The organism is Actinomycetospora sp. (assembly GCF_036497585.1).
In the GTDB taxonomy this organism is placed as follows: Bacteria; Actinomycetota; Actinomycetes; order Mycobacteriales; family Pseudonocardiaceae; genus Actinomycetospora.
Map to the genome: position 1 here is coordinate 40422 of NZ_DASXJD010000111.1, position 22606 is coordinate 63027.

General features: G+C 72.7%; 16 protein-coding genes and 1 pseudogene. 6 read left to right on the forward strand and 11 right to left on the reverse strand.

Annotation, left to right across the window (positions count from 1 at the left end):
* Nucleotides 1-14: 14 nt before the first annotated feature.
* The 3 genes from VGH76_RS10760 to VGH76_RS10770 all read right to left on the reverse strand — a co-directional run bounded on the left by VGH76_RS10760 (nucleotide 15) and on the right by VGH76_RS10770 (nucleotide 5580).
* Nucleotides 15-1322, reverse strand: a complete 1308-nt coding sequence (locus tag VGH76_RS10760; protein WP_331556676.1) for a hypothetical protein — start codon at nucleotides 1320-1322, stop codon at nucleotides 15-17.
* Nucleotides 1319-4057 carry a hypothetical protein gene (locus VGH76_RS10765; RefSeq protein WP_331556677.1) on the reverse strand — a complete coding sequence of 913 codons (2739 nt, stop codon included), beginning with the start codon at nucleotides 4055-4057 and terminating at the stop codon, nucleotides 1319-1321. The genes VGH76_RS10760 and VGH76_RS10765 overlap by 4 nt, the downstream gene beginning before the upstream one ends.
* A 104-nt stretch (nucleotides 4058-4161) precedes the next feature.
* A complete protein-coding gene (locus tag VGH76_RS10770) occupies nucleotides 4162-5580 on the reverse strand; it encodes a glycosyltransferase family 2 protein (protein ID WP_331556678.1) in 1419 nt (472 codons plus the stop codon).
* 358 nt (nucleotides 5581-5938) lie between these two features.
* On the opposite strand from VGH76_RS10770, the gene VGH76_RS10775 reads away from it, so the two are divergent.
* From VGH76_RS10775 to VGH76_RS10785, 3 genes are all read left to right on the forward strand, one after another.
* Entirely contained in the window at nucleotides 5939-6805 is an 867-nt protein-coding gene (locus VGH76_RS10775; protein ID WP_331556679.1) for a glycosyltransferase family 2 protein, read from the forward strand.
* Between the two features lie 65 nt (nucleotides 6806-6870).
* The gene (locus VGH76_RS10780; protein ID WP_331556680.1) at nucleotides 6871-7065 is read left to right on the forward strand and encodes a hypothetical protein; all 195 of its coding nucleotides are present in this window, start codon (nucleotides 6871-6873) and stop codon (nucleotides 7063-7065) included.
* A gap of 287 nt (nucleotides 7066-7352) precedes the next feature.
* Nucleotides 7353-8273, forward strand: a complete 921-nt coding sequence (locus VGH76_RS10785) for an aminoglycoside phosphotransferase family protein (protein WP_331556681.1) — start codon at nucleotides 7353-7355, stop codon at nucleotides 8271-8273.
* Here the strand turns inward: VGH76_RS10785 and galE are convergent.
* The 4 genes from galE to VGH76_RS10805 form a co-directional block, all read right to left on the reverse strand.
* On the reverse strand, nucleotides 8270-9229 hold the full coding sequence (galE, locus tag VGH76_RS10790; RefSeq protein ID WP_331556682.1) for a UDP-glucose 4-epimerase GalE: 960 nt from the start codon (nucleotides 9227-9229) through the stop codon (nucleotides 8270-8272). The genes VGH76_RS10785 and galE overlap by 4 nt on opposite strands.
* A gap of 46 nt (nucleotides 9230-9275) precedes the next feature.
* A complete protein-coding gene (locus VGH76_RS10795) occupies nucleotides 9276-10049 on the reverse strand; it encodes a LuxR C-terminal-related transcriptional regulator (protein WP_331556683.1) in 774 nt (257 codons plus the stop codon).
* On the reverse strand, nucleotides 9965-11320 hold the full coding sequence (locus VGH76_RS10800) for a HAMP domain-containing sensor histidine kinase (RefSeq protein WP_331556684.1): 1356 nt from the start codon (nucleotides 11318-11320) through the stop codon (nucleotides 9965-9967). The genes VGH76_RS10795 and VGH76_RS10800 overlap by 85 nt, the downstream gene beginning before the upstream one ends.
* 199 nt (nucleotides 11321-11519) lie before the next feature.
* Nucleotides 11520-12239: a response regulator transcription factor gene (locus VGH76_RS10805; protein WP_331556685.1), complete on the reverse strand. Its 720-nt coding sequence runs from the start codon at nucleotides 12237-12239 to the stop codon at nucleotides 11520-11522.
* Nucleotides 12240-12491: 252 nt separating this feature from the next.
* Between VGH76_RS10805 and VGH76_RS10810 the strand changes: the two genes are divergently transcribed.
* Nucleotides 12492-13157 (forward strand): response regulator transcription factor, encoded by a 666-nt coding sequence (locus VGH76_RS10810; RefSeq protein WP_331556686.1) that lies wholly within the window; start codon nucleotides 12492-12494, stop codon nucleotides 13155-13157.
* 258 nt (nucleotides 13158-13415) lie between these two features.
* A pseudogene (gene mscL, locus VGH76_RS10815) lies at nucleotides 13416-13790 on the forward strand (large conductance mechanosensitive channel protein MscL); the annotation flags it as partial.
* A 332-nt stretch (nucleotides 13791-14122) separates the two neighbouring features.
* Here the strand turns inward: mscL and VGH76_RS10820 are convergent.
* The 4 genes from VGH76_RS10820 to VGH76_RS10835 all read right to left on the reverse strand — a co-directional run bounded on the left by VGH76_RS10820 (nucleotide 14123) and on the right by VGH76_RS10835 (nucleotide 21948).
* On the reverse strand, nucleotides 14123-15424 hold the full coding sequence (locus VGH76_RS10820) for a DUF4185 domain-containing protein (RefSeq protein ID WP_331556687.1): 1302 nt from the start codon (nucleotides 15422-15424) through the stop codon (nucleotides 14123-14125).
* Nucleotides 15425-15633: 209 nt separating this feature from the next.
* Complete coding sequence (locus VGH76_RS10825; protein ID WP_331556688.1) at nucleotides 15634-17130, reverse strand: patatin-like phospholipase family protein; 1497 nt, start codon at nucleotides 17128-17130, stop codon at nucleotides 15634-15636.
* Nucleotides 17127-18710: a GMC family oxidoreductase gene (locus tag VGH76_RS10830; RefSeq protein WP_331556689.1), complete on the reverse strand. Its 1584-nt coding sequence runs from the start codon at nucleotides 18708-18710 to the stop codon at nucleotides 17127-17129. The genes VGH76_RS10825 and VGH76_RS10830 overlap by 4 nt, the downstream gene beginning before the upstream one ends.
* Complete coding sequence (locus VGH76_RS10835) at nucleotides 18700-21948, reverse strand: BTAD domain-containing putative transcriptional regulator (protein WP_331556690.1); 3249 nt, start codon at nucleotides 21946-21948, stop codon at nucleotides 18700-18702. Before VGH76_RS10835 ends, VGH76_RS10830 begins: the two co-directional genes overlap by 11 nt.
* Before the next feature lie 398 nt (nucleotides 21949-22346).
* On the opposite strand from VGH76_RS10835, the gene VGH76_RS10840 reads away from it, so the two are divergent.
* The coding region (locus VGH76_RS10840; protein ID WP_331556691.1) for a hypothetical protein at nucleotides 22347-22606 on the forward strand (260 nt) is incomplete at its 3' end.

Genomic DNA, 22606 nt, shown 5'->3' on the forward strand with positions numbered 1-22606 from the left:
GAGCGGGTAGGTAGTCATCGCTCCTCCTCTGGTAGCCAGAGGTCGCGTCGCAGGACCAGGAACCCCGCGGTCGCGCACTGGGTCAGGAGCCAGGCGAGACCGACTCCGGTCAGGCCCATCCTCGGCAGCAGCAGCCATCCCAGGCCGAGCGCGAGCACGCACTCCGCGGCCTGGACGAGGAACACCAGGCTCATCCGGCGCTGCACGCGAGCCGCGTTGACGGCGATCACGACGACGAGGTGGGGAAGTGCGCCCAGGCTCAGCAGGCGTAGCGCCCCGCTGGCCGCAGCGTATGCGGGGCCGAGCAGCCCCAGCAGGTAGGGCGCGATGACGACCACGACGAGTACCGCCGGGGCGAGGAGCCGTCCGATGTGGCTGATGACCTGGCGGCAGCACCGGGCGAGACCGGAGCGGTCACCGGCGGTCTCCACGACCAGCGACGAACCCATGTTGATGTTGACGAGGTGCAGCGAGTACGCGATGACCCAGGCAACGGCGAATCCGGCGTTCGCCTCCACACCGAGCACCTCGATCACCAGGATCGGCATGAGCGTCATCGAGGCCATCGAGCACACGGCGCCGGCGTAGCCGGTCATCACGAACCGGGCGATATCCCGGGCGGCCGGTCGGTCCTCGTCACCGCTGGGCTCGATGCGTTGATGGCGGGGGATGGCCCGTCCGAACAGCAGCCCGCCGACGATCACCACGGCCGCGAGCACCGGGACCAGCCAGGACACGAAGATTCCGTGCTCGGGCATCGCTGTCGCGAGCAGCACGACGAGCCCCACCTTGACCGCGCTGAAGGCGGCGTTCTCCACCGGCACCCAGGCGGTGCGCCGCAGTCCGGTCAGCACCCCGTCCTGGATGACGAAGAGCGTGTAGGCCGTGGTCGCGACCACGAAGGCGGCGCCGGCGAGCGGTCCGTCGAAGTACGTGACGCCGGGCGAGACGAGCGGTGCGAGCACCACGAAACCGGTGCTGATGAGCACACCCAGCCCACCGGCCGTGAGGTAGGTGTACGCCACCATGCGACGGGTGCCCGCGCCCGCGCCCGGGACGAACCGGACCATGGCGGTCGACAGGTCGAGCTGCGCGATGCCGGCCAGGAGCATCATCATCGAGATCGCGGCGGAGTTGCGGCCGACCGATGCCGGGTCGTAGCGCAGCGCCGTCACGGCCCAGTAGGCGAGCCCGATCGCTCCGGTCAGGCCGGAGCTCAGGGTCAGCAGATGCCCGTTGCGAAGGAGCGGCGTGCGCAAGGTGTGCGCGACGTACCGCGGGATGTGGCGCACCTTGTTGGTGGCCTGGGTCGTGAGGCTCATCGGAGCCACCTCGCTCCTGCGGCGTGCCCGGCCAGACACAGCAGCCGGGAGGGCACGCCCAGGCGGCCGGCCTCGGTGACCGACAACAACGCCACCAACGCTCGGGTCTCCCTCGGCCGCGCCGGAGCACGGCAGAGACAGCAGGCGCCAGGTGGGTGCCCGAGGAGCGAGCCGACGGCCTGAGCCAGGCCTGCCTGGTAGGAGGCCCGGGTCCGGCGGACACCGTGGCGGACGAGCCCGGGCTCGGCGTTGCTGGGGGCCCGGGCGACCTCCGCCATCGCCAGCATCCCGGCGTCGGCCGCCGCATCTCCCACGGCGAGGGCGAGGGGGCGTGCTGTCGCCGGCACCCGGAGCGACTCGAGCAGGCTCCGGAGCCCCGTCGACTTGTCCACTGCGGCGGGCACGAAGTCGGTCTGGCCCTCCCCGGGTATGACGCGGACGCGTTCCACCACGTCCGCCGCGACCATCGCGGCCTCGACCGCCGCAGGGGGCATCCCGCGCCGGTCGTCGGGAGTGCCGCGGCAGGCGCGGACCGTGAGCCGACGGCTGGGGTCGAGCGAGACACCCGGCACTGTGACGAGTGCCTCGCGCAACCGCGCCAGATCGTCCTGCTCCCGCTCGTCGACGAGTTCGACGACGGCGCCGGTGTCGTGGTCGTAGGTCAGCGCGCCGTATTCGGCGACGCCGCCGCGGAGCCCGTAGGTCTCGCAGCGCTCCTGCACGTCCTCGAGATGGCGGCCGGTGGCGAGCAGCGGTCGGTAACCGTGTGCGAGCAGGGACCGGAGCGCGAGCGCGCCCGCTCGGGTGGTCATCGGGCACCCGAGCGGGCTGATCTCGAGCACACCATCGATGTCCAGCGCGCAGAGCGGTCCGTCCGGGTCTGACGTGACATCGTCGAGGTAGTGCGACGCGAAGTACCGCTGGATCGCCAGGGCCCGGCGACGATGGACGGCCGCGGCCGGCATCCGGCCGGACTCGGCCTCGGCCTGGAGATGAGCCATCCGGTGGACCAGCCAGCGCTCCTCGGAGATCGGTGTTGCGGTCCGGGCCTCGTACCCCTCCCGCAGCCGTGCGGTGAAGCGTCCGCAATCGGCCTGGACGGAGGCCCCGGCGAGGTCGAAGACCGGGTCGTAGGAGAACAGCTCGCGGTTGCTGAACGCTCCCTCGGCGAAGGTCTCCTTGACGATCCGCTCGGCGACGCCGTCCGGCCCCGGATCGGCGAGACGCCACCGCTGCGGGGACATGCGACCGTCGACGATCATCGGAGAGGTGACGGTGAGCAGTCGCCGCATGATCGGGTCGACGAGCGGGATGCGCAGCGGCAGTCCCAGCCGACCGAGCACACCGCAGAGCTGCGCGGCAGCGAGCTCCCACGCGGGACTGTGCCCGGCCACGCGCATGCTCGTGTCGGCGACGGCGGGCAATGCACGGTGGCGGGCGAGCACGTAGCCCACGACGTGCTCGCCGAGTCGATCAGCGTCCTCGAAGGGCGTCAGGTCGCGGCCGGGCCCGGGGCGCGCTGAGGTGGCTTCTCGGATGAGCAGGCCATCGGCGAATCCGTGGACCACGGGGACCCAACCCGGCAGGGCGCCCGCGACCGCCACCGCGTGACGACCGAGGTAACCGACTCCCACTCCTTCGGCGACCAGGTCGCGTCGCACGGTGCTCCCGGTGACGTGGTCGAGGAGCTGAGCGGTGTACGAGGCTTCCACGTGACCACGGCCTGGGGTCGGCGTGTCCGCGGCAGGTGCGCGCGTCTCCAGCCGCAGGAGCTCGTCGGTGGGCGGCAGCACGCGGCGGAGAGCTTCTGCGACCCTGTCCGGCCGCAGGACGCGTGCAATGTGCCAGTCCGGCCCGTTCAGGCTGACCTGGGCGTAGCGGCCCAGCACGGGCAGAGGAGCGGGCCGCTCGTCGGTCCGGGCGAGGACGGCGACGATCGCCGCCGCCGGAAGTCCTTCCCGTTCGAGCTGCTCGGCGACGGCGGCGATCGAGGCACCGGTGACGGGCGGGTCGTCGAGGACGAGGGCCAGTCCCCCTCCCCGGGCCACCTCCCGAACCGCCTCCGACTCGCCGCGCAGCAAGGGGTCGCCGGGGCGAACCGTCAGTTCGGCCACCTCCTGGTACCCGAGCTCGCTCAGAGCTGCCGCGCACAGTGGCGCCAGGTAGCTGCCGGAGGTGCGCACCCCGACCACGACCAGCGGCTTCGTCCGGTCAGGCCGGCGCAGCGCGAAGCGCCTGGCCAGGGCCCGCATGTCCTCGGGGTGCTGATCCATGCTGCGGAAACAGGCGGGCAGGCGCAGTACCTGGCTCTGCAGCTCCGCGGGGGTCTCGGCGAGCGTGCTGGTCCAGTCGGCCTTCGCGCGGTCGGCCCTCTTCCGGGCCCAGGAGATACGCGCCGCGTCCCCGCCCAGGACGAGGGAGGCCAGCGCCGCGGTGAGTGCCGTGAGCGCGACGCGGTGGTTCTCGAGGGCACGCCCCGACGCGAGCAGCCCGGCCAGTCGATCGAGCGTCGTCGCCGCCGTGCGCGTGACCGCCGCGAGCGTCGTCGTCCCGGGGGCGTCGCAGGAACGCAGGAATGTCACGCCGCGTCGCATCGTGGCGCCCCAGCGCCTCCGGTGGTCGTCGAGGATCTGGCTGGTGCCGGCGGCGAGGAGGAACGCGTCGAGCCACCGCTGGTGCTCCAGCTCGACTCGCAAGCGCGCGCTCAGCAGCTCGAAATCGTTCAGCAGATCCACGGGGGCGAACTCGCCCGGTCGATCATGACCGGCCGACGGCGAGCGATCGATCAGAGACCTGTGCGGCGGTCGGGATGCGCTGTCGGTGGTGGGCTCGGGAAGACTCATGCCGCCACTTCCGAGGGCCTTGCCGCGCCTCGAGCCCGCCACCGGCTGACGAGGTAGGCGAAGGGACCGAAGATCATGCCTCGCCGTTCCAGTCCGACGAATTCGCTGGGCCAGTCCTGGTATCGGTCCGCGTTGCTCGCCGACGACCGGCGCGCGGCGAACGCGACGCCGCCGGGTACACGGCGGAGCAGTGCCGGGAGCATGGCTGGCTCGTGCGCGATCGCACTGGCGAGGTACGCGCCGAATCCGACCCCGTAGCCGTAGGCCTGGTTGCCCAACGAGGCGAGGTCGCGGTGGTGGCGATGCCACACCAGGGCTCCCGGCTGGTACACCAGGCGGCTCCCAGCCACGAGGACCCTGAAGAAGGCGGTGAGGTCGTCCCCGCCCCGGGCGAACGTGCCGGTGCCGATCGCCGGATCGAACCCACCGAGTCGCCGCAACAGGGAGGCGTCGAAGGCCATGTTCGCGCCGGAGCCGAATCGACCCGACCGGAACGGGAAGAGCGGGTCCGCCGGGCGATGACCACGACGATCGAAGATCTGCAGGTCGAATCCCTTGCCGAAGCCCCCATGACGCTCCAGCAGCACCTGCGCCGGGGTGTCGAGCTGGGCCGGGAGGATCAGACCCGTCACACAGCCCACGTCACCGGTGACCGCGAAGCCTTCGGCGAGCGCCGCGAGCCAGTGGCGATCCACGACGACGTCGTCGTCGACGAACGCGATGATCGTGCCAGAGGCCTCGGCCACTCCCCGGTTGTGCGCCGCGCCCAGGCCACGCCGGGACTCGCGCAGGTAACGGATCTGCCCGGGGAAGGAGTGCTCGACCATCTCGGCCGTCGCCGCTGTGGCGGGATCGTTGTCGACCACGATCACCTCGAAGCGCGGGTACTCGCTCGCGAGCAGAGACGACAGGCACCGACGCAGGCTCTCGTGTCGCTCGCGCGTCGCCACCACGACCGAGACGCACGGGGCCTGCGCCAGTACCGTCCTCCGCCGGTCCTGGCAGCGAGTGAGGCCATCCGGCAGGGGCTGCACCAGGTCCTCGGCGCGGACGAGCCGGTCGAGTCCGTCGGAGGCGAGGTGGCGATTGATCGCGTCGCCCAGGGCGGACCAGATGGTCCCGACGTGGGCTCGCCTGGACAGCCCGCGCCGACCGTCCAGGAACACCACCCCGAGCGGGGCGCTGTGCAGCCGGACCAGGGTCATGACCTTCGACGCTCCGTCGCCCGCGCCGAGGAGCTCCAGCGTGCCCGTCGACGAGGCCAACTCGAGTTCCGCCCGCGCGACGGGTAGGTCCGCCACGCTCAGCTCGTTCCAGAGAACACCGGTCCCCGCCGGTGCGGCGCTCGCCGCCCCGCCGCCGTTCATGGTGCCGGCTCGCAGCCGCGCGGACGCGAATGTCCCAATAGCGCTCATGTCGTCACGCCCTCCCTGCATGCAGATGCACGCACGCCCGACGGAACTGTCCGTTTTGCCGACCGGGACGGAACACGGTTCGGATCTGCGCCGGGTGCAGCATCCGTCACCCGGCGCATCGATCTCCCATGTCCGGGGCGCCGAGTGTGGGGCACCGGACACGAGGTCATGGCGTACTGTCTACCGACCGGGCCGTGCTGCGGCATCATCAGGATTGACGATGCGTTCACCTCCCGTTCCCGGAACAGTCACTTCCGTACAGGTGCAGCTCGCGGCGACCCGTGATACGTGCTGGACACCCCGGGATCTGCTCGCCGGCTGGACCGACTGATCATTTTGTTCGGTGCGGGAGACACACATGTCTGATGACCATTACGACGGAGCGCTCGCGACCGTTTCCGGCGTCGAGGCGCCGCTGATGCCCGACGATTCCGTGACGGATACGTCACCAGCTGGAATCGCCGCCGGTACCCGATATGTGAACGGGACGGACGCAAGGGGGGTTCGGTCCGATCCGCCCCCCGCGGAACGCGCCCCGACCGTGGCACTCATCATCCCGGCCAAGAACGAGGCGGCGAACATCTCCTGGGTCCTCGAGCAGGTCCCCTCCTGCGTCGACGAGGTCGTCCTCGTGGACGGGAACTCGACCGACGCGACGCTGGTCACCGCCCGGTGCGCCAGGCCCGACATCCGCGTGCTCGTCCAGGAGGGCACCGGCAAGGGAGACGCCCTGCGCGCCGGGTTCCTCGCCACCGAGGCGGACATCGTCGTGATGATCGACGCCGATTGCAGCATGACGCCCCAGGAGCTCCCACACTTCCTGCACTTCCTCTCGAACGGCTACGATTTCGTCAAGGGGTCACGATTCATGGCAGGCGGCGGCTCGCACGACATCACTCGTCTGAGGCGGTGGGGAAACCGTGCCCTGGTCTCGATGGTGAACGTCCTGTTCGAGGTACAGATGACGGATCTCTGCTACGGGTTCTGCGCTTTCCATCGACGTTATCTTCCGTTCCTCGACCTGACGTCGGCCGGCTTCGAGGTCGAGACCAGACTCACCTTGTCGGCCCTGGCAGCTGGCTTGCGCGTCGCCGAGGTCCCCAGCCTCGAGATGCCCCGCCGGTACGGACGATCGAATCTCCGAACCTTCCCCGACGGCACCCGGGTCCTGCTCTCGATACTCCGCAGCCACCGTCGCGGAATTCGCGTCGCTCACAACTCGTGAGAAGAACGGCGTGAACATCGACAGTGCGCATCCTCGTCGCCCGTGACACCTGAGCCTCTTCAGAGATGCCCTCCGCCGACCGACCGCCGGAGCGCCTCATCGAGGTATTGGTCGCGCAGGCCCTCGACGACCTCGACGAGCACCGCCTCGACGTGGCCACTGCGCTCGACGTGGTCGCTCGGTTGGCCTGGGCTGCGGCGTACGACCGCCGCTCGGACGCGGCCGAGGATGCCGCCGTCCGCTCCGAACGGGAGGGATGATGGTCACAACTCCGGCAATCCGACCCGTCCTGCACGGCATCGGCTCGCAACGACGGCACGCGCGTGTGTGCACCGCGCACTGTCTCTGGGCGCTTCTCGCGAGTGCGGCCCGCACCGCGGACCGGTTCGGGGCGGGCCGTTGGCTGCAGAGCCGGCGGGGTCGCCGCCACGCCGACAGCGTCCACGGCGAGTTGCTGCTCGCAGGCGCCGAGCTCCTCGGTCCCGCCGGGCGCGCCGACGCAGGGCCCCCGGGCGTGTCCCTGCGAACCCTGCCCACTCTCTGCGACGTGTCCGTCGCGATCCTCACGGCGGCGGACGGCTCCACACGGTTCGTCCTCAAGGTCGCCCGATCCGAGGAGGCCGCCGCCGAGCTCCGCCACCAGCGCACGGTGCTGGACACACTCCGGGCCGATCCGGCACTGCGGGGGTTGCGAGACATGCTCCCCGAAGTACTCCGCCTCGAACGGAGTCGCGACGGCGCTCCCGTCGTCGGCGTCGAGACGCTCCTGCCCGGGACGACGCTCGAAGCACTGCTGTCGACCGGTCCTGAGCCTCCGACACGACTTCTCACACCCACGATCGAGACGATCCGCACCCTCCACGAACGCAGCGGGCGGGTCGAGACGATCCGCACGGCGCATCTCCGCGACTGGGTCGACGCGCCGCTGGGGCGGCTGAGAGGCACGTGCCGCACGCTTGCGCCCGCGTCCGTCGACGCCGTGGACCAGCTCGGGCGTCAGCTCCACGACGCCCTCACAGGCCGCCGAGTCCTGGTGAGCTGGACCCACGGCGACTTCACCCCCGGGAACGTGTTGCTCGACGAAGGCAGCCACCACGTGACCGGGATAGTGGACTGGGCCGGAGGGCGGCCCCGGCAGCTCGCTCCGACCGACGAGCACACGATGCTGCTCGCCGCCGAGGCCCTCCGACGACGACGGAGCATCGGCGCGGTCGTCACCGAGCAGCTCGGTGGCCTCGCTCCCGGGGACGGTCTCCTGTCACTCCAGGACGATCCCCGGTCTCGCCCTGCGCGCGCACAGGGCCTCGACGTACGCACCCTGACCCTGCTCAGCTGGCTTCGCCACGTCGAGGAGATGCAACGCAAGTCCGTGCGCTACCGCGCGCACCGCGTCTGGTGGGCGCTCAACGTCGAGCCCGTCCTGTGGGCGGTCTCCGTGGGACCGCGCCCGAGGCACGCAGCCGGCTAGCGCCTCAGCATGTCGAGGACGTCCCGGCTCGCGCGCCAGTCGAGGACCTTGGCGATCCGTGAGGCGTCGGCGACGACGCAGGCCGGGTCGCCTCGGCGTCGCGGCGCGATCCGGTAGGGAACCGGAGCGTCCAGCACCCGCTCCGCCGCCGCGATCACATCGAGGACGCTCGTCGGCTCGTTGCGGCCCACGTTCAGCACTCCGGGCGACGGCCTGGCGTGGTCGAGTAGCGCCTCGGCCGCGGCCACGTGAGCATCGGCGAGGTCCTCGACGTGCACGTAGTCGCGGAGGCAGGTCCCGTCCGGGGTGGGCCAGTCATCGCCGAAGACGCTCAGCGGCTCGCCCGCCTCGGCCGCCCGCATGACCAGGGGCACCAGGTTGGTGGCGCCCCGGTCGGCCAGGCGCTCCGACGCGGAGCCTGCCACGTTGAAGTAGCGCAGGGCGGCCCAGCGCAGGCCCGTCGCCTCCGCGTGACGACGCACCACCCACTCGCCCGCGAGCTTCGTCTCGCCGTAGGGACTGGTCGGCAACGTCGGGTCGTCCTCGGTCACCGGCTCGGCGCTCGTCTCGCCGTAGACCGCCGCGCTGGAGGAGTACAGGACCCGTCCGATCCCGGCCGCCGTCGCTGCCCGCAGCAGCGCGACGCTGCCCCCGACGTTCTGCTCGTAGTAGTACAGCGGCACGGCGACCGACTCGGGCACGGACTTCTTCGCGGCCAGGTGCACCACACCGTCGATCGACCGCCGATCCGCCAACGCGGAGAGCACCGCGTCCAGCCGCGGGTCCAACAGGCTGGCGTGGACGAACTCGACGTCGGCGGGCAACCGTCCACGGCTCCCTGTCGACAGGTCGTCGAGCACGACGGCGGCGTGTCCCGCAGCACGCAGACCGCGCACCACGTGCGATCCGATGTAGCCGGCTCCGCCGACCACCAGCCACGTCGGTCGTGAGTGCATCCTCGATACCTCGCTGATCTCGCAGGACGGGCCGAGGCCCCGAACCTCACCGCCGGAGCAGCGCCACAGCCTCCAGCTGCGAACCCACCTCGAGCTTTCCGAGGATCGAGCGGATCTGGGTCCGCACCGTCGCCATCGTGACCACGAAGTGCTCTGCGATCGCAGCCGCTCGCATCCCGGTGCTCAGGAGCTCGAGGACCTCGCGCTCGCGCGGGGTCAGACGCGACAGCAGGTGCGACATCTGCTGCTCCTCGGCCTGGTCGCGGCGGTACCGGTCGAGCCACACCTGACGTTCGCTCTGCGTCATCAGGATCGAGCCTTCCGCGGCCGCCATCACGCGGCGGAGCAGGACGTCGAAGGAGTGCCATTTCGGCACGTAGCCCATGGCGCCGGCGGCGACAGCTGCAGCGACAGCGCCCTGAGCTGGACCGCCCGTGACCACGAGCACCTCCCACCCTCGCATCCGCAACGGCGTGACGAGGTCGACGCCGTCGACCTCACGGCCCTCGGCGTCCCGGTCGAGGTCCAGGTCGAGCAAGGCGAGTCCTCGGGGGCCGCCAGGGGGGCGGGCCAGGAAATCCTGCAGATCGTCGACCTCCAGCGTCGACGCGTCGAGACCCTCTTCGCGCAGCGCGAGGCCCAAGGTGGTGCTGAACAGCTCGTGGTCGTCGATGATCAGGACGGGGTAGCGACGAGGGTCCGCGCCGGGGCGCCCGTCCTCGGTCGAATCACCGGTCACGGCATGGGGCACGGGGCAACCTCTGCGGCGAGTGCGGGTGCGGCGGCCCGGTGCCCCGGCAGGTCCACCACGACGGTGCACCCGGACTCCTCCTGCGGGTGCGAGCGCACGACGATGGAACCGTGCTCCGCCGCCAGCAACCGACGACAGACGTGCAGACCGAGGCCTGATCCGTGTGCGCGGACCTCACGGACGCCTGTCTCGAACACCCTGTCCCCGAGAGTCGGCGCGATCGCCCGGCCGAAGTCGCGGACCCGGATGACGACTCGGTCGTTCCAGCGCATGGCCGTGACCCGCACGGGGCTCCGAGGCGCGTGGCGCTGGGCGTTGGCGAACACGTTGGTCATCACCTGGGCCAGCGCCTCGGGTGACCCGACCGCTCGCAGACCGGCGTCCACTTCGAGGCGCACGTCCATCCCCGAGACGCGCCGAAGGGTCACCAGCCCCTGCAGGACGGGCTCCACGTCGTAGGAGGTCGCAGGGCGCTCGTGCGACGTCTCGACCGGAGCACGCAGAAGGCCCTCGAGCCGGCGGATCTCGGCTGCCAGGAGCGCATCGAGAGGGGTCGTGTCGCCGCTCCCGGGTTCGCGGCCGCTCCCGAGCAGTCGCGTTGCACCCTCCAGACCAGCCAAGCCGGTCCGCAGCTCGTGGTCCCGCTCCGCGGTGCGCTCGAGACGCATCGCCGCCAGGCGCAGCTCCTCCTCCCGGGTGTCCCGCTGCGTGTCGATCCGTAGCAGCGCCCGCCAGATCAGGCGGAGCGTCCCGACGAGGACCAGGGCGACAGCGAGGAGCCGCCCCGTGGAGGTCAGCGCGTTCACGTGGCGGGCCAGCCCCGGGAGGAGCAGCTCGGCGAGGTGCACCACGCCCAGGAGCGCAACTCCCGCTCCGACCAGCGCCGTGGCCCGCTCGTGGCGGTCCAGGGCCGTGACGACGACCGCGAGCGCGAGGCCCGCCCAGAGCGAGGACAGGGACAGACGGAAGCTCGTCGCCTCCGACAACGCCGCCACCGGTACCGGAAAGGCCGTTCCCAGCGCCCCGGTCGCCGTCGTCACGAGGACCACGGCGAACACCGCGGCGGCGACACGCCGACCGCTGACCGGCCCCACGACGGTCAGGGCGGCCAGCAGGAACGACGCCACCAGACCGGGGATCAGCAGTGCGATCACACTCAGTACCGGGGACTGCGCCCGCGCGGCCAGGCCGCCCTCTACCAGCACGACGACGACGCCGCCTCCAGCGGCCACACCTAGCCACGCGGGCCTGCTGTCGGCGCCGAGCCGTCCGGCGAGCGGTCCCATGACCGCGGCGGCACTCCCGATCGCGGCGGTCAGCAACGCCAGGATGGCGATCATCGCAATCGCCGATCTACGTCGAGAGAGCAGTTGTTGCGCATTGTGTCCAACTCACCCCCACCGATCACGAGTCGACCACGTTTGGCCCCCTCGACGACAACTCTCAGGAGATCTCGAGACCGCTATCTGGATACGATGACCCCTGATCGAGTGAACCCACGGTATGGATGACGGAGACGAGCGGCATCGCCCCCGTGCATCATGAGTCCTGGTCGGATTGAGGGAGCCGTGATCCCGGTTTGATCGAGATGGAGGCGCGGGCCGTGGTTTCGAAGCCGTTCTCTCGCGCTACTCGGACGGCGTCGAGCCGACTGTGCGCGCCCAATTTGTGCAGAATTCGATTCGTGTGCGAACGAACTGTGTTGGCCGCGATGTCGAGGTGCTCGGCGATCTCCGGACCGTCACGACCCTCGACCAGGCACAGCAGCACATCGAGCTCGCGCTCGGTGAGCGAGGCGAGAGGCCCGCTCCCGACGCGGCGATCGGGGATCTCGGCGAGGAGACGCTGTAGGACTTCTCCGAGCACCATCGGCGGGTAGAAGGCGTGCCCCGCGCCGACCCGTTGCAGCACCTCGATCAGGTCTGCGGCCGAGGTCCGCGGTTCCAGCCACGCCGACACACCCCGAACGGCGGCCTGGACCGCATCGTCCGCATCGACCGTGTCGGCCAGGACCACCACGGGGACATCCGGCGCGACCGATGTCACCGCGTCCACGAGGGCCGACCAGTGCCCGGGCACCGACGCGGCGTCGACGACGAGCAGGTCCAGGCCGTGGGTGTGCACGGCATCGAGGACACGTGCGACCTCTCCCGGGCTCTGTCGCGCCAGGAGACCGAAGGGTTCCTGCGCGAGCCGCCGGGTGAGCGCGTCGGCCAGCATTCGATCATCGGTCACGAGCTGGACCCGGGTGGGTGCCACTGGACGACATTTACAGCACATCGACCTCGCGCGCACAGGTCGGGACCTTCGGTCCGGAATGTCCTCCGGACGTTCGGGCAACGGCCCCTCCGTTCAGAGAGCTGTCACCGGCCGACGTGTGCGGATCGTTATCGACCTGTCGCCGCAGGCAGTTCGATCTCGCTACACTTCCCGATCGCGCCGTCGGGGGCGGGCGAGTTGATGGCGTGCGCTGCGCCATGGTCGGCAAAAGCAGCCGGAGCAGGGGGAAAAATGATCGACATCCTGGTTGGCGACACCCGTTTCCTGTTCGTCGAGCTCTTGTCGTCGTTACTCACCGAGCGCGGTTACGCCCCGGTAGACACCGTGGAAGACCCGGATGACCTCGTCGCCGAGGTCAGTCGACGGCATCCCCGACTGTGTCTGGTCGATCACCGAGCCCTCGGCGGAGCCAACCCCCTCCGGTTCCTCGACGCGCTGATCGCCGCGGCCGATGGATGCACCAAGATCGTCGTGATGAGCAGGGGCCCGGCGCCCCCATCGCCCGCCGACACCGCAGATGCGCTGGGCGTGGACGGTGTCTTCGACAGGCGCGCGAGCCTCCAGACCCTGCTCGACGGCCTGCGCACGGTCCTCGACGGGGAGATCGTCACCGGGCCGCCGGCCCAGGCGGGAGCACCCAGGCCCGACGTCTCCGCACGGTTCCGGCAGCGAGCGACCTATCTGACTCCGCGCGAACGTGAGTGCCTCGCCCTGCTCGTCGAGGGCCAGACCACCGACCAGATCCGGCGCACCCTCTCGGTCTCCGTGATGACCGTGCGCAGCCACGTCCGGTCGGTGCTCCGCAAGCTCGGCGCCCACTCACGCCTGGAGGCCGCGTCGATCGCTGTGCGCCACGACCTCGTGGCCGACGATTTCGCCGCGTCGCGCGCGGGGTGACGGCCGGCGGGAGGCCATCGAACCTCAGGGTTCCGACCGATCCGTGGTGCGGCGAGCGGCGCGTGTCGTGAGGTGTCCGCATCACCTCTCGAGTCGCCACGGCACCCGTCGCACCGCCCACCGCAGGGACCTCCCTGCCCACCGTCGAACCTCGTCCTCGCCCGGCCCTCGGCACCCGATTTGCCTAGCGTAATGATCAGACCTCCGCTCCCCAGCACAGGCCGTGGCGCACCGACGTCGAGGCTCGAGGACCGACCGATGTTCAAAGGATTCAAGGACTTCCTGCTCCGCGGGAACGTGATCGATCTGTCGGTCGCGGTCGTGATCGGGGCGGCGTTCACCGACGTCGTCACCGCCTTCACGAACTCGTTCCTCAAGCCGTTGATCCAGCTGCTCTCCCCCGGGGTCGGCGAGTTCGCGGGCACGATCCGCGTCGACAGTGTGGTGTTCGACTACGCCACCGTGATCAACCAGACGATCACGTTCGTCATCACCGCGGCGGTCGTCTACTTCTGCGTGGTCGCACCGATGAAGGCGATCCAGATCCGCCGGCTGCGGGGTGAGGAGTCCGGGCCGGTCCAGCCCACCGACGTCGAGCTCCTCACCCAGATCCGCGATATCCTCGAGGCCCAGCAGACCCGGACCGCCGGCGCTGCGACCCCCGAGCACCTCGACGCGACGGCGGAACCGTCGCCCGACGAACGGGTACCCGCTGGGGTTGGCGCCGTCGCCGACTCCCGCACCACCAGCCCCGTCCTCCCGCCCGCCGGGGCACCCGCGCCCGCCGCCATGCCCCGTTGGGCACGCACTCCGGCCGACGCCGCGCCGCGCGCCCCGGTCCGGCCCGCCCCGCCGAGGACGTCGACGCCGCCGCGGCCCTACGCCGAGGTGCCCGCCGGCCATGCGTCAGAGGGCCGCCACAGCCGCATGTGAGCACCCGGTGCGGGTCAGCCCGATGCCGCCCTCTACGGCGGAGGCTGTGACGCCGGCTCGGCGCGCAGCCGCGCATGCATCAGGGAGACCCCGTAGGACCGGTACTGGGACATCGTGAACCAGATGTCCGGCCCGTCGTTCCAGCGCGGGGTGAGGTAGGGCGCGTAGGCCTCGGGGTGCTCGCGGGTCGTGGTGACGACCTGCGGCCCGCTCCACGGACCGGTCGGCGACGGGGCGGTGCGCAGGACGATCTGCCCGGTCGGGTCGTCGAGGTACATCATCAGCCAGGTGCGGTACCAGGAGCTCCAGCGCACGGAGAGCTCGCCTGCCGGCCCGTGGACCAGCGGCGCGGCGTCGTCCTCGCGCGCCGACCAGCCCCGGCCGGTCCAGTACCGGTAGGCGGACCGGTCGAGCAGCCGGTCGGCCGGGACGCGGGCCAGGGAGACGTCGCCGTAGCGCCCGCCCGGCACGCCGTAGACGTAGATCGAGGGGTCGGGCCCGCTCGGAAGCACCGGCACATAGCTCAGCAGGCCCGGCACCGGCATCCGGTGCGGCGCGAACGGGTCGTCGGCGCCACCGGGCCGGACGTAGGCGACCTGCCCGAACCGGGTGTCGCCCGGCCACACCGCGCTCGCGGGCCGCTGCCAGGTGTGCCCGCCGTCGTCGGAGTACGCCACACCGGCGTCGTTCAGCGGCCAGTGGCCCGGCGGCGTGGTGAAGGTGCGCACGGACATGTAGTGCAGGAACATCCGCTTCCCGACGGCGATCCCGTAGGTCGGGATCACCGTCCACTCCACCCCCTCCTGCTTGCGCGAGCCCAGGAGCTCCTCGGCGTGCCCGGGCCGGTCGGTGACCATCCCGCTCAGCGCGAGCCCGCCGGCCGGCGACGCGGGCGGGTCGATCCAGCCCAGGACGTTGCTGCGCCAGTCCGGGTGGCGGATGCGGAAGAAGTGGTCGATCGAGATGCCGCCGTAGGTGTCGCCGAACGCGATCGCGAGCCGTCCGTCGACGGTGAACATGTGGCCGAGGTCGGTCCCGGCCACCCCGAACCGCGCCTCGGTGTCGCCCCCGGCCGCGCGCGGGCCGGTCAGCTCGGAGACCTGCCGGGTCGCCGACGGGTCGACCACCCACCGCGGCGGGGCGGGTGGCGACGGGGGTGGTGGCGCCGCCGACGGGGGTGGGGCCCGGCCGACGTCGAACAGGATCGCGACGACGGCGACCACGGTGACGACGAGCAGGACGGCGGCCGCGCCGAGCGCGGGCGGCGTCGGCCCGGCGCGGATGCGGGGCGCCGCGCGCCGCGGTCCCCGGGCGTGGGTACTGGTGTCGATCACGGCGGGGCATCGTAGGAACGCGTCGACCCCGACGACACGGCCCCCGCCCCGTGTGTCCGGCATGACGGATGTGCATCCCGACACGGCGCCGGGTCGGACGGCCACCGATCAAGATCACGACGTCGGTGGCGACACGCCCCCCGGCGGTCGCCCGGACACGCCACACGAGTCGTGATCTCCGGCGGAACCCGAGAACCGGAGCCACGGCGTCAGAACGGCGCGTACGTGAGCACCTTCCGGGCGCACACGTCCCAGAGGCTGCCGGCGAACAGCGCCCCGTACCGGGCCAGGCCCGCCGCCTCCGCCTTCAGGGTCGGCCCCGACGCCCGCGCGCCCACCAGCTGGGAGGCGACGTCGCGGAACCCCATCCACAGCAGCCCCGTCCCCAGCTCCGGCGCGTCGTCGTCGGGACCGACCCAGCCGTCCAGGATCCGGCACGACATCGTCATCGCCTCGCGCGCCGCCGTGCTCACGGTCGGTGTCGAGACGTCCTTGACGCCGAGGAAGGTCACGGCCCGGCCGGTCGGGGTGCGGAGGTGCAGGACGTAGGTCATGAGCTTGCGGGTCGGGTCGACGCCGTCGTCGGCCTCCAGCACACTCCCGTCGTCGACCGTGACGGCCTGCGACCGGACGTCGAGCAGGATGTCGGCGTATCCCTCCTCGACCGTCGCCGCCCCGTCGAGGAAGGAGGACGTCACCGTTCCCCGGACCTCGACCCGCTGGCAACCCGCGTTCATGAACGCACCGGCGTCGGCCACGACCAGCTGCAGATCGGCCTCGGCGGGGCGCCCCCGCAGCCGGCCGTGGAGGTGGTCGGAGAAACGCAGGACCACGCCGGTGTCGTAGAAGTGGCTGCGGTCGATCGGGGTGTACGGAATGCCCTGCGCGTCGCACCAGGCCCGGGCGGCGCGGACGCCCTGCTCGACGGCGCGGTGCAGGCGGTCACCGTTGAACAGCGCGAGGTAGTGCGTGGCCACCTCGGCGCGGAGCACCTTGGCGTGGACGTGGCGCTCGAAGTGGACCTCGGGCACCTTGTTGTTCATCCGGATCCGCTCGAGGTCGGAGGCGAGCGTCCCGTTGGCCGACACCTCGAGGGCGTGGAAGAACTGCGCGAGCGCCCCGGGCATCCACTCCGGGCGGCGGCTGACCGTCCAGATCACCCAGATCTCGTCGGCGCCGTGCTCGAGGGCGGCGTCGACGTTCGCATCGGTGTCGAACACCGCGTCGGTGTAGTAGTCGCCGTCGATCTGCACCGGCGGGAACCACACCGCCTGGGACAGGGTCGCGACGAGCTTGTCCTCGTCCATCTCGGCCGCGGCGAACGTCTCCCGGGCGGCGCGGCTCCGGTTGTGCACCGTGAACGTCGCGTCCACCGATGAGGCCCGGATGCGGTCCCAGTCCAGGCCCCACCCCCGGACGACCTGCCGGTAGCCGTCCATCGTCACGATCGAGTCCCCGCGCAGCAGGCCCCGGCCGCTGAAGGAGACGCCGTCGAGCGGGCGCATCCGCCGCCACGTGTCGGCGATCTCGATCCCGGTGCGCCCGTCGCAGAGCAGGGCGAGGTTGAAGGCCCCGCCGCTGCACGCGTCGACGTGGTCGAACCTCAGCCCGGCCTCGGAGAGCCAGACCTGCAGCACCCCGGCCTGGAACGCCACCTTGAGCCCGCCGCCCGCCAGCAGCAGCGACCGCTTCTTCTCCTCGCTCATGCGACGGGCATCGGGTCGCGGTACGCGGGCACCGTCGCGAAGCCGGGCGCGGACCACGTCGGGTCCCCGGTGAGGCGCCGCGCGAGGCGTTCGGCGTGGCGCTCGGCGACGGCGGCGATGGTGTGCGACGGGTTGACCCCGGTCGCCGTCGGGATCCCGGCCCCGTCCACGACGAACAACCCCGGCGCCCCGAACACCTCGCCGTCCGCGTCCACGACACCGTCGGACGCCGAGTCGGCCATCACCGCGCCGCCCAGGCTGTGCACCGACACCGCCCGATGGGTGAAGCGGGCGGTGTCGATCTCGACCATGTCCCCGACGACGTGGGCGACGTCGCGCAGGTAACTGCGCTCGGCGTCGGAGAAGCGCTTGTTGGACCGCCACGGCCAGCCGACCTTGAGACGGTCCCGCCAGCAGGTCCGCCGCCGGCGGACCGTGCCGGTCGCGCTGTCACGGCCCATGGCGAGCAGCACCCCGAGGTGGCCCGGACCCGGGTCCTCCTCCGGCAGCGGCGGGTCCTGGGCGTCGGGGCGCACCCCGACGCCGGGCAGGAGCACGTCCAGCGCCGGGATGCCGCCGTCCTGCACGAGGAACCACGTCTCGCCGTCGTCGGCGCGCACCGACGTGGTGATCGCCGGCCCGACGCCGGGCCGCCACTCCGCCTCGATCCCCCCGAGCGAGGTGAGCAGGTAGTCCCCGTTGGCCGAGTAGTGCTCGCCGAGCCGCGGCGAGAGCGCGCCGAGCCGGCTCCCGTGCTCGAGCAGCAGCTCGGTGGTCCCGAGCGTGCCCGCCGCGAGGACGAGCGTCGTCGCGACGACGGCGTGATCGGTCCCGTCGAGCAGGCAGCGGTAGGTGACGCGGTAGCCGCCGTCGGGCTCGCGCGCCAGCCCGGTGACCTCGCTGCGGGCCCGCACCGCCGCCCCGTGGTGCATCGCCAGCGGCAGGTAGTTCTTGTCGAGGCTGTTCTTGGCCCCGACGTTGCACCCGACGCTGCACTTGCCGCAGTGCCGGCACCCGGACTGCTCCGCACCGAACCGGTTCGTGCGGCAGACCCGCGGGTCGGAGAAGTCGAGCGCGAGCGGCGGGTGGAAGACGTCCTCGTCGGCCCCGAGCCGGGACGCGGCGTCGCGGAGCAGCCCGGCCCGCCGCGGCAGCGGCCAGTAGTGCTGGGCCTCGGGCTCGTCGGCGCGCTTGAGGTCCAGCATCGACGCGACGAGGTCGTAATAGGGGTTCAGCGCCTCGCGCGACCAGCCCGTGGGCCAGCGCTGCGCGAACACCTCGGCGGGGAGCCGCAGGTGGACGTTCGAGTAGAGCAGCGAGCCCCCGCCGACGCCGGCCGCGACGATCGCGGTGACGCCCCCGACGCTGCGCACGTCGAAGGGCCCGCAGCCGCCCTGCTCCCACAGCCAGGGGTCGGCGGCCCGGCGCGGGAAGTCCCCGTCGAACCAGCGGCCGCGCTCGAGGACCAGGACGTCGCAGCCCGCCTGCGCCAGCCGGCAGGCGGTCACCGCCCCGCCGAACCCGCTCCCGACCACGACGACCTGACGCTGCTCGACGCCGGCCGGGTCCTCACGCCTCATCGCTCCCCCTCGGTTCCATCCCCAGCGGCAGCCGCGCCGCGCCCCCGTCCAGGAACGCGCCCACCCGCGCGGCGGCGTCCGCCCACGGCGTCCACCCCAGGGACGTCGCGAGCTTCTCGGCGGCGGCGACGTCGGTCCGCGCCGTCGCGGTGTCGCCCGTCGTCATCGCCGCGATCCCCGCGAAGAGCGCCGCCGGGCCGGTGATCACCGCGCCGAAGCCGAGGATCACGACGGCGTCCGGGTCGGCGGGCAGCGCCGCGCGCACCAGCCGCGCGGTCTCGACGTCGCCGAGCACGTACGCGGCGCAGGACGCCATGCACAGCGCCGGGCGGTCGAAGAGCCGGCTCGAGGTCGCCGCGCGTCGGGCCCGGAACTCGGCCAGCCAGTCCCTCGCCTCCGCCAGGCGCCCGGCCCGGGCCCGCGCGACCGCCGCGGACGCCGTCCACGCGGGCAGGGTCGGGTTCTCGGTCGCGGCCTGCGCGGCGAGGTCCCCGAGGGTGTCGGCCGTGCCCGCCATCCAGTTGCGGATCATGAGGTGCACCCCGAACGCCGGCAGCGCGTCCCCGACCCCGAGCTCCTGGCCGAGCTGCAGCGACGCAGTGGCGGCCGCGTCGGCCGCGTCGAACTCGCCCCGCGCCAGAGCGAGCGCGGACTCCAGCACCCGCGCCGCCCAGATCAGCCGGGGGCGGTGCCAGCGGCGGGCCTGCCCGGCGAGGGTCTCGCGCAGCGCGAGCGCCTGGTCGACGTCGCCGGCCCCGAGCGCGGCGGTCATGAGCAGCTCGGTGGCGTCGAGGACGACCGTCGGGTCGCCGGCCCGGCGCGCCAGCTCCAGGCCCTCGGTGGCGAGCGCGAGGCGGCGGGCGGCCGGCTCGCGTCCCTCGACGAGCTGGCGGACCTCGAGGGCCCGGGCCCGCGCCCGTGTGGTCAGCGACGTCCCCGGGGTCTCGGCCAGGCGCCGCATCTCCGCCACCAGCGCCGGCTGCGGGGTGCCGACCAGCGACTCCTCGCGCAGCATCGCGACCAGCAGCTCGAAGCGGGGCTCGTCCCCGACCACGGCGTGCTTGACCCGGTGCAGCCGCGCGAGCCGCCGCGGGTCCCCGGAGATCGACCGGCCCAGCGGCTCGTCGCCGACGGCCGCCCGCACCGCCAGGACGGAGTCGACGGTCTCGGCGGCGAGCGCGGTGGTGACCGCGGCGTCGAGGACGACGTCGGCCTCGTCGAGGCGCCCGAGCGCGGCGAGGACGAGGCCCCGGTGCACGACGGCGATCGGGTCACCGGGCAGTGCGGGCGCGGCGGCGTCGAGCAGGTCGAGGGCCTCGGCGAGGGCGCGGCGCCCGTAGGCGGCGACCCCGGCGTCGCGGCGGGCCAGCGCGACGGTGCGCGCGTCGAGCTCGGAGGCGGCGCCGAGGACGTGGCGCAGCAGGACGAACGGGTCGGCGTCGGCGCCCAGCGTGCCCAGCCGGGTGCGGTGCAGCGCGACGCGGACCGGCGTGGGCACGAGGTCGAGCACGGCCGCGGCGACCAGCTCGTGACGGATCTCGAAGGCCTCGTCGTCGGTGATGACCAGCCGGAACTCGGCGGCGGCGCGCAGGTCGTCGGCGACGGCGAGCGCAGGCCGGTCGAGGACGGCGGCCAGCGCGGCGAGCGGGATGGGGCGCAGCACGACGAGTGCCTCGAGGCTCCGGCGCGCGGTGCGGTCGAGCCGGTCGATCTGGTGGTCGAGCACCGCGCGCAGCCGCTCGGGCACCCGCGCGGCGGCGGCCGTCGCAGCGGCCTCGTCGGGCTGGGCGACCAGGACGTCCAGCAGCGCGGTGGTGTGCAGCGGGTGGCCGCCCGCGCGGCGGTGCACCAGCGCGGCCAGCCGGTCGACCGCGTCGTGCCCGAGCCGGCCCAGGTCACTGTCGCGGAGCCGTGCGCCGACCAGCTCGGCGATCGCCGCCTCGGGCAGGTCGGCCAGGGTCAGCGCGACGGTGCCGGGGGCGCGCGCCAGCTCGGCGCGGCAGGCGCCCCAGTCCGGGTGCGCCACGACGTCGGGCACGCGGGCCGCGACGAGCACGACGACGCCGGTGGGCACCCCGTGGTGCGCGAGGCCGGCCAGGGCGGCCAGCGAGGCCGAGTCGGCGTGGTGGGCGTCGTCGAGGGTGACCAGCACCGGCGCGTCCACGGCGAGCTCGGCCAGCCGCTCCCGCACCCACGGCACCGGCGCGCCGGCCGGGCCCGCCGGGGGCGGACCCAGCGCCTCGAACCACGCCGCCATGGGGATGCGGCTCTCGTCCCAGGTCCCCGCCAGCGTCGCCGCGTGCCGGGTGGCCGCCTGGCGCGCCGCCGCGAGCAGCGAGGACTTCCCGATCCCCGCCTCCCCCTCGACGACGACGATCCGCCCGTCCACCGCGTCGGCGTCCAGGCTCGCCGCGATCCGCGCGAGTGGCTCCTCGCGGCCGACGAGGCGCTGGCGCGGCCGGTCGGCGACCGGCGTCGTCGTCCGCGCCCGGTCGGCGAGCAGCCGCCGGTAGGCCTCGCGCAGCTCGTCGCCCGGGTCGACCGCGAGCTCCTCGCGCAGGTACCGGCGCGCCGCGAGGTAGGCCTCGGTCGCCTCCCGCGGGCGCCCCGCCTGGTGCAGCGCCCGCACCAGCAGCGCGTGCCACACCTCGACGTCGGGCTCCTGCTGGGTCAGCCGGCTCAGCGCGTCGACCGCCTCGAGCGGGCGGTCGACCTCGAGCAGCCCGCGGACGCGCGTCTCGACGACGAGGCGGTGGCGGGACTCGGCGTGCCCGCGGGCCAGGTCGAGCCGGGGGCTGGACAGGCCGGGGAACGGCGGGCCACCCCACGCGGCGAGGGCCTCGTCGGCGGCCGTCACCGCGCGCGGCCCGACCGTGCCGAGCGCGGAGTCCGCCGCCCGGTGGAACCGGACGAGGTCGACGTCGGTCGGGTCGATGCGCAGCGTGTAGGCGCCGGTGGTGGAGACGAGGCCGTCGCGCGGGATGCCCAGCCAGTCCCGCAGCCGCGTCATCCGGGTGTGCAGGCTCGCGGCGGGGTTGCGGGGCATCGCGGCGTCGGCCCAGAGCTCGGCGCACAGCACGTCGCGGTCCAGGGGCTCGCCGGGATGCGACGCGAGCAGGGCGAGCAGCACCTGCAGCCCGCTGCCGGGAGGGGTGCGCAGATCCTCGGCCGCGCCGCGCGGCTCCTCCGGCTCGATGCCCAGGCGGCCGAGCAGGCGGATGCGCCCACAGTCGGCCATCGTCTCCCCCGGTCGCGGAACGCTCTCCCCAGGGTGGCAGGTTAGTAGCCCGATCGGGGCATTCCAAGGACTCGAGGGCCGGATGCCGCATACGTCCGGTAACGAAGCACCGGTGGCGCTCTTCCGGGTCAACGGGGACTGCCGACGAGGCAGGCATCCCGGTCGAGTGAGCGTCCGGCGGTTCCGACCGTGATGGCCGTCCCCCTCGCTCCGCCGGACGCTCGACCCGTTCACCGACCCCCCTCGGGCAACCCTTCCGATGACGGGGACCAGAGGACCGCCCCGGCCTTTCACGGGCCTTACACGGCCGGGTGACCCCCCGGACGGCCGCCGCGACAGGCTCGTGAAAGACCCGTGTGGCTCCCTACGGTGGACGACGACGCAGGGGGAGGTCCCCGATGAAGGTCATCCCGCACCACCCGACGACGACCTCGGTGTGCCTCTGGATCAACGCCTCACCGCCCGAGCGGAGCTGGTCGGTGGAGGTGCGGGTCCGCGGGACCGGGAGCGTGGTGCAACGGTGGTCGGCGACGCGCCACCCGGACCGGGAGCTCCCGAACGGCATCCCGGGGCTTCCCCCGGCCGGCATCTGGCGGGCCCTCGTCCGCGACCTCTCCCCCGGCGAGTCCTACGACGTCGTCATCGTCCCGACGATCCG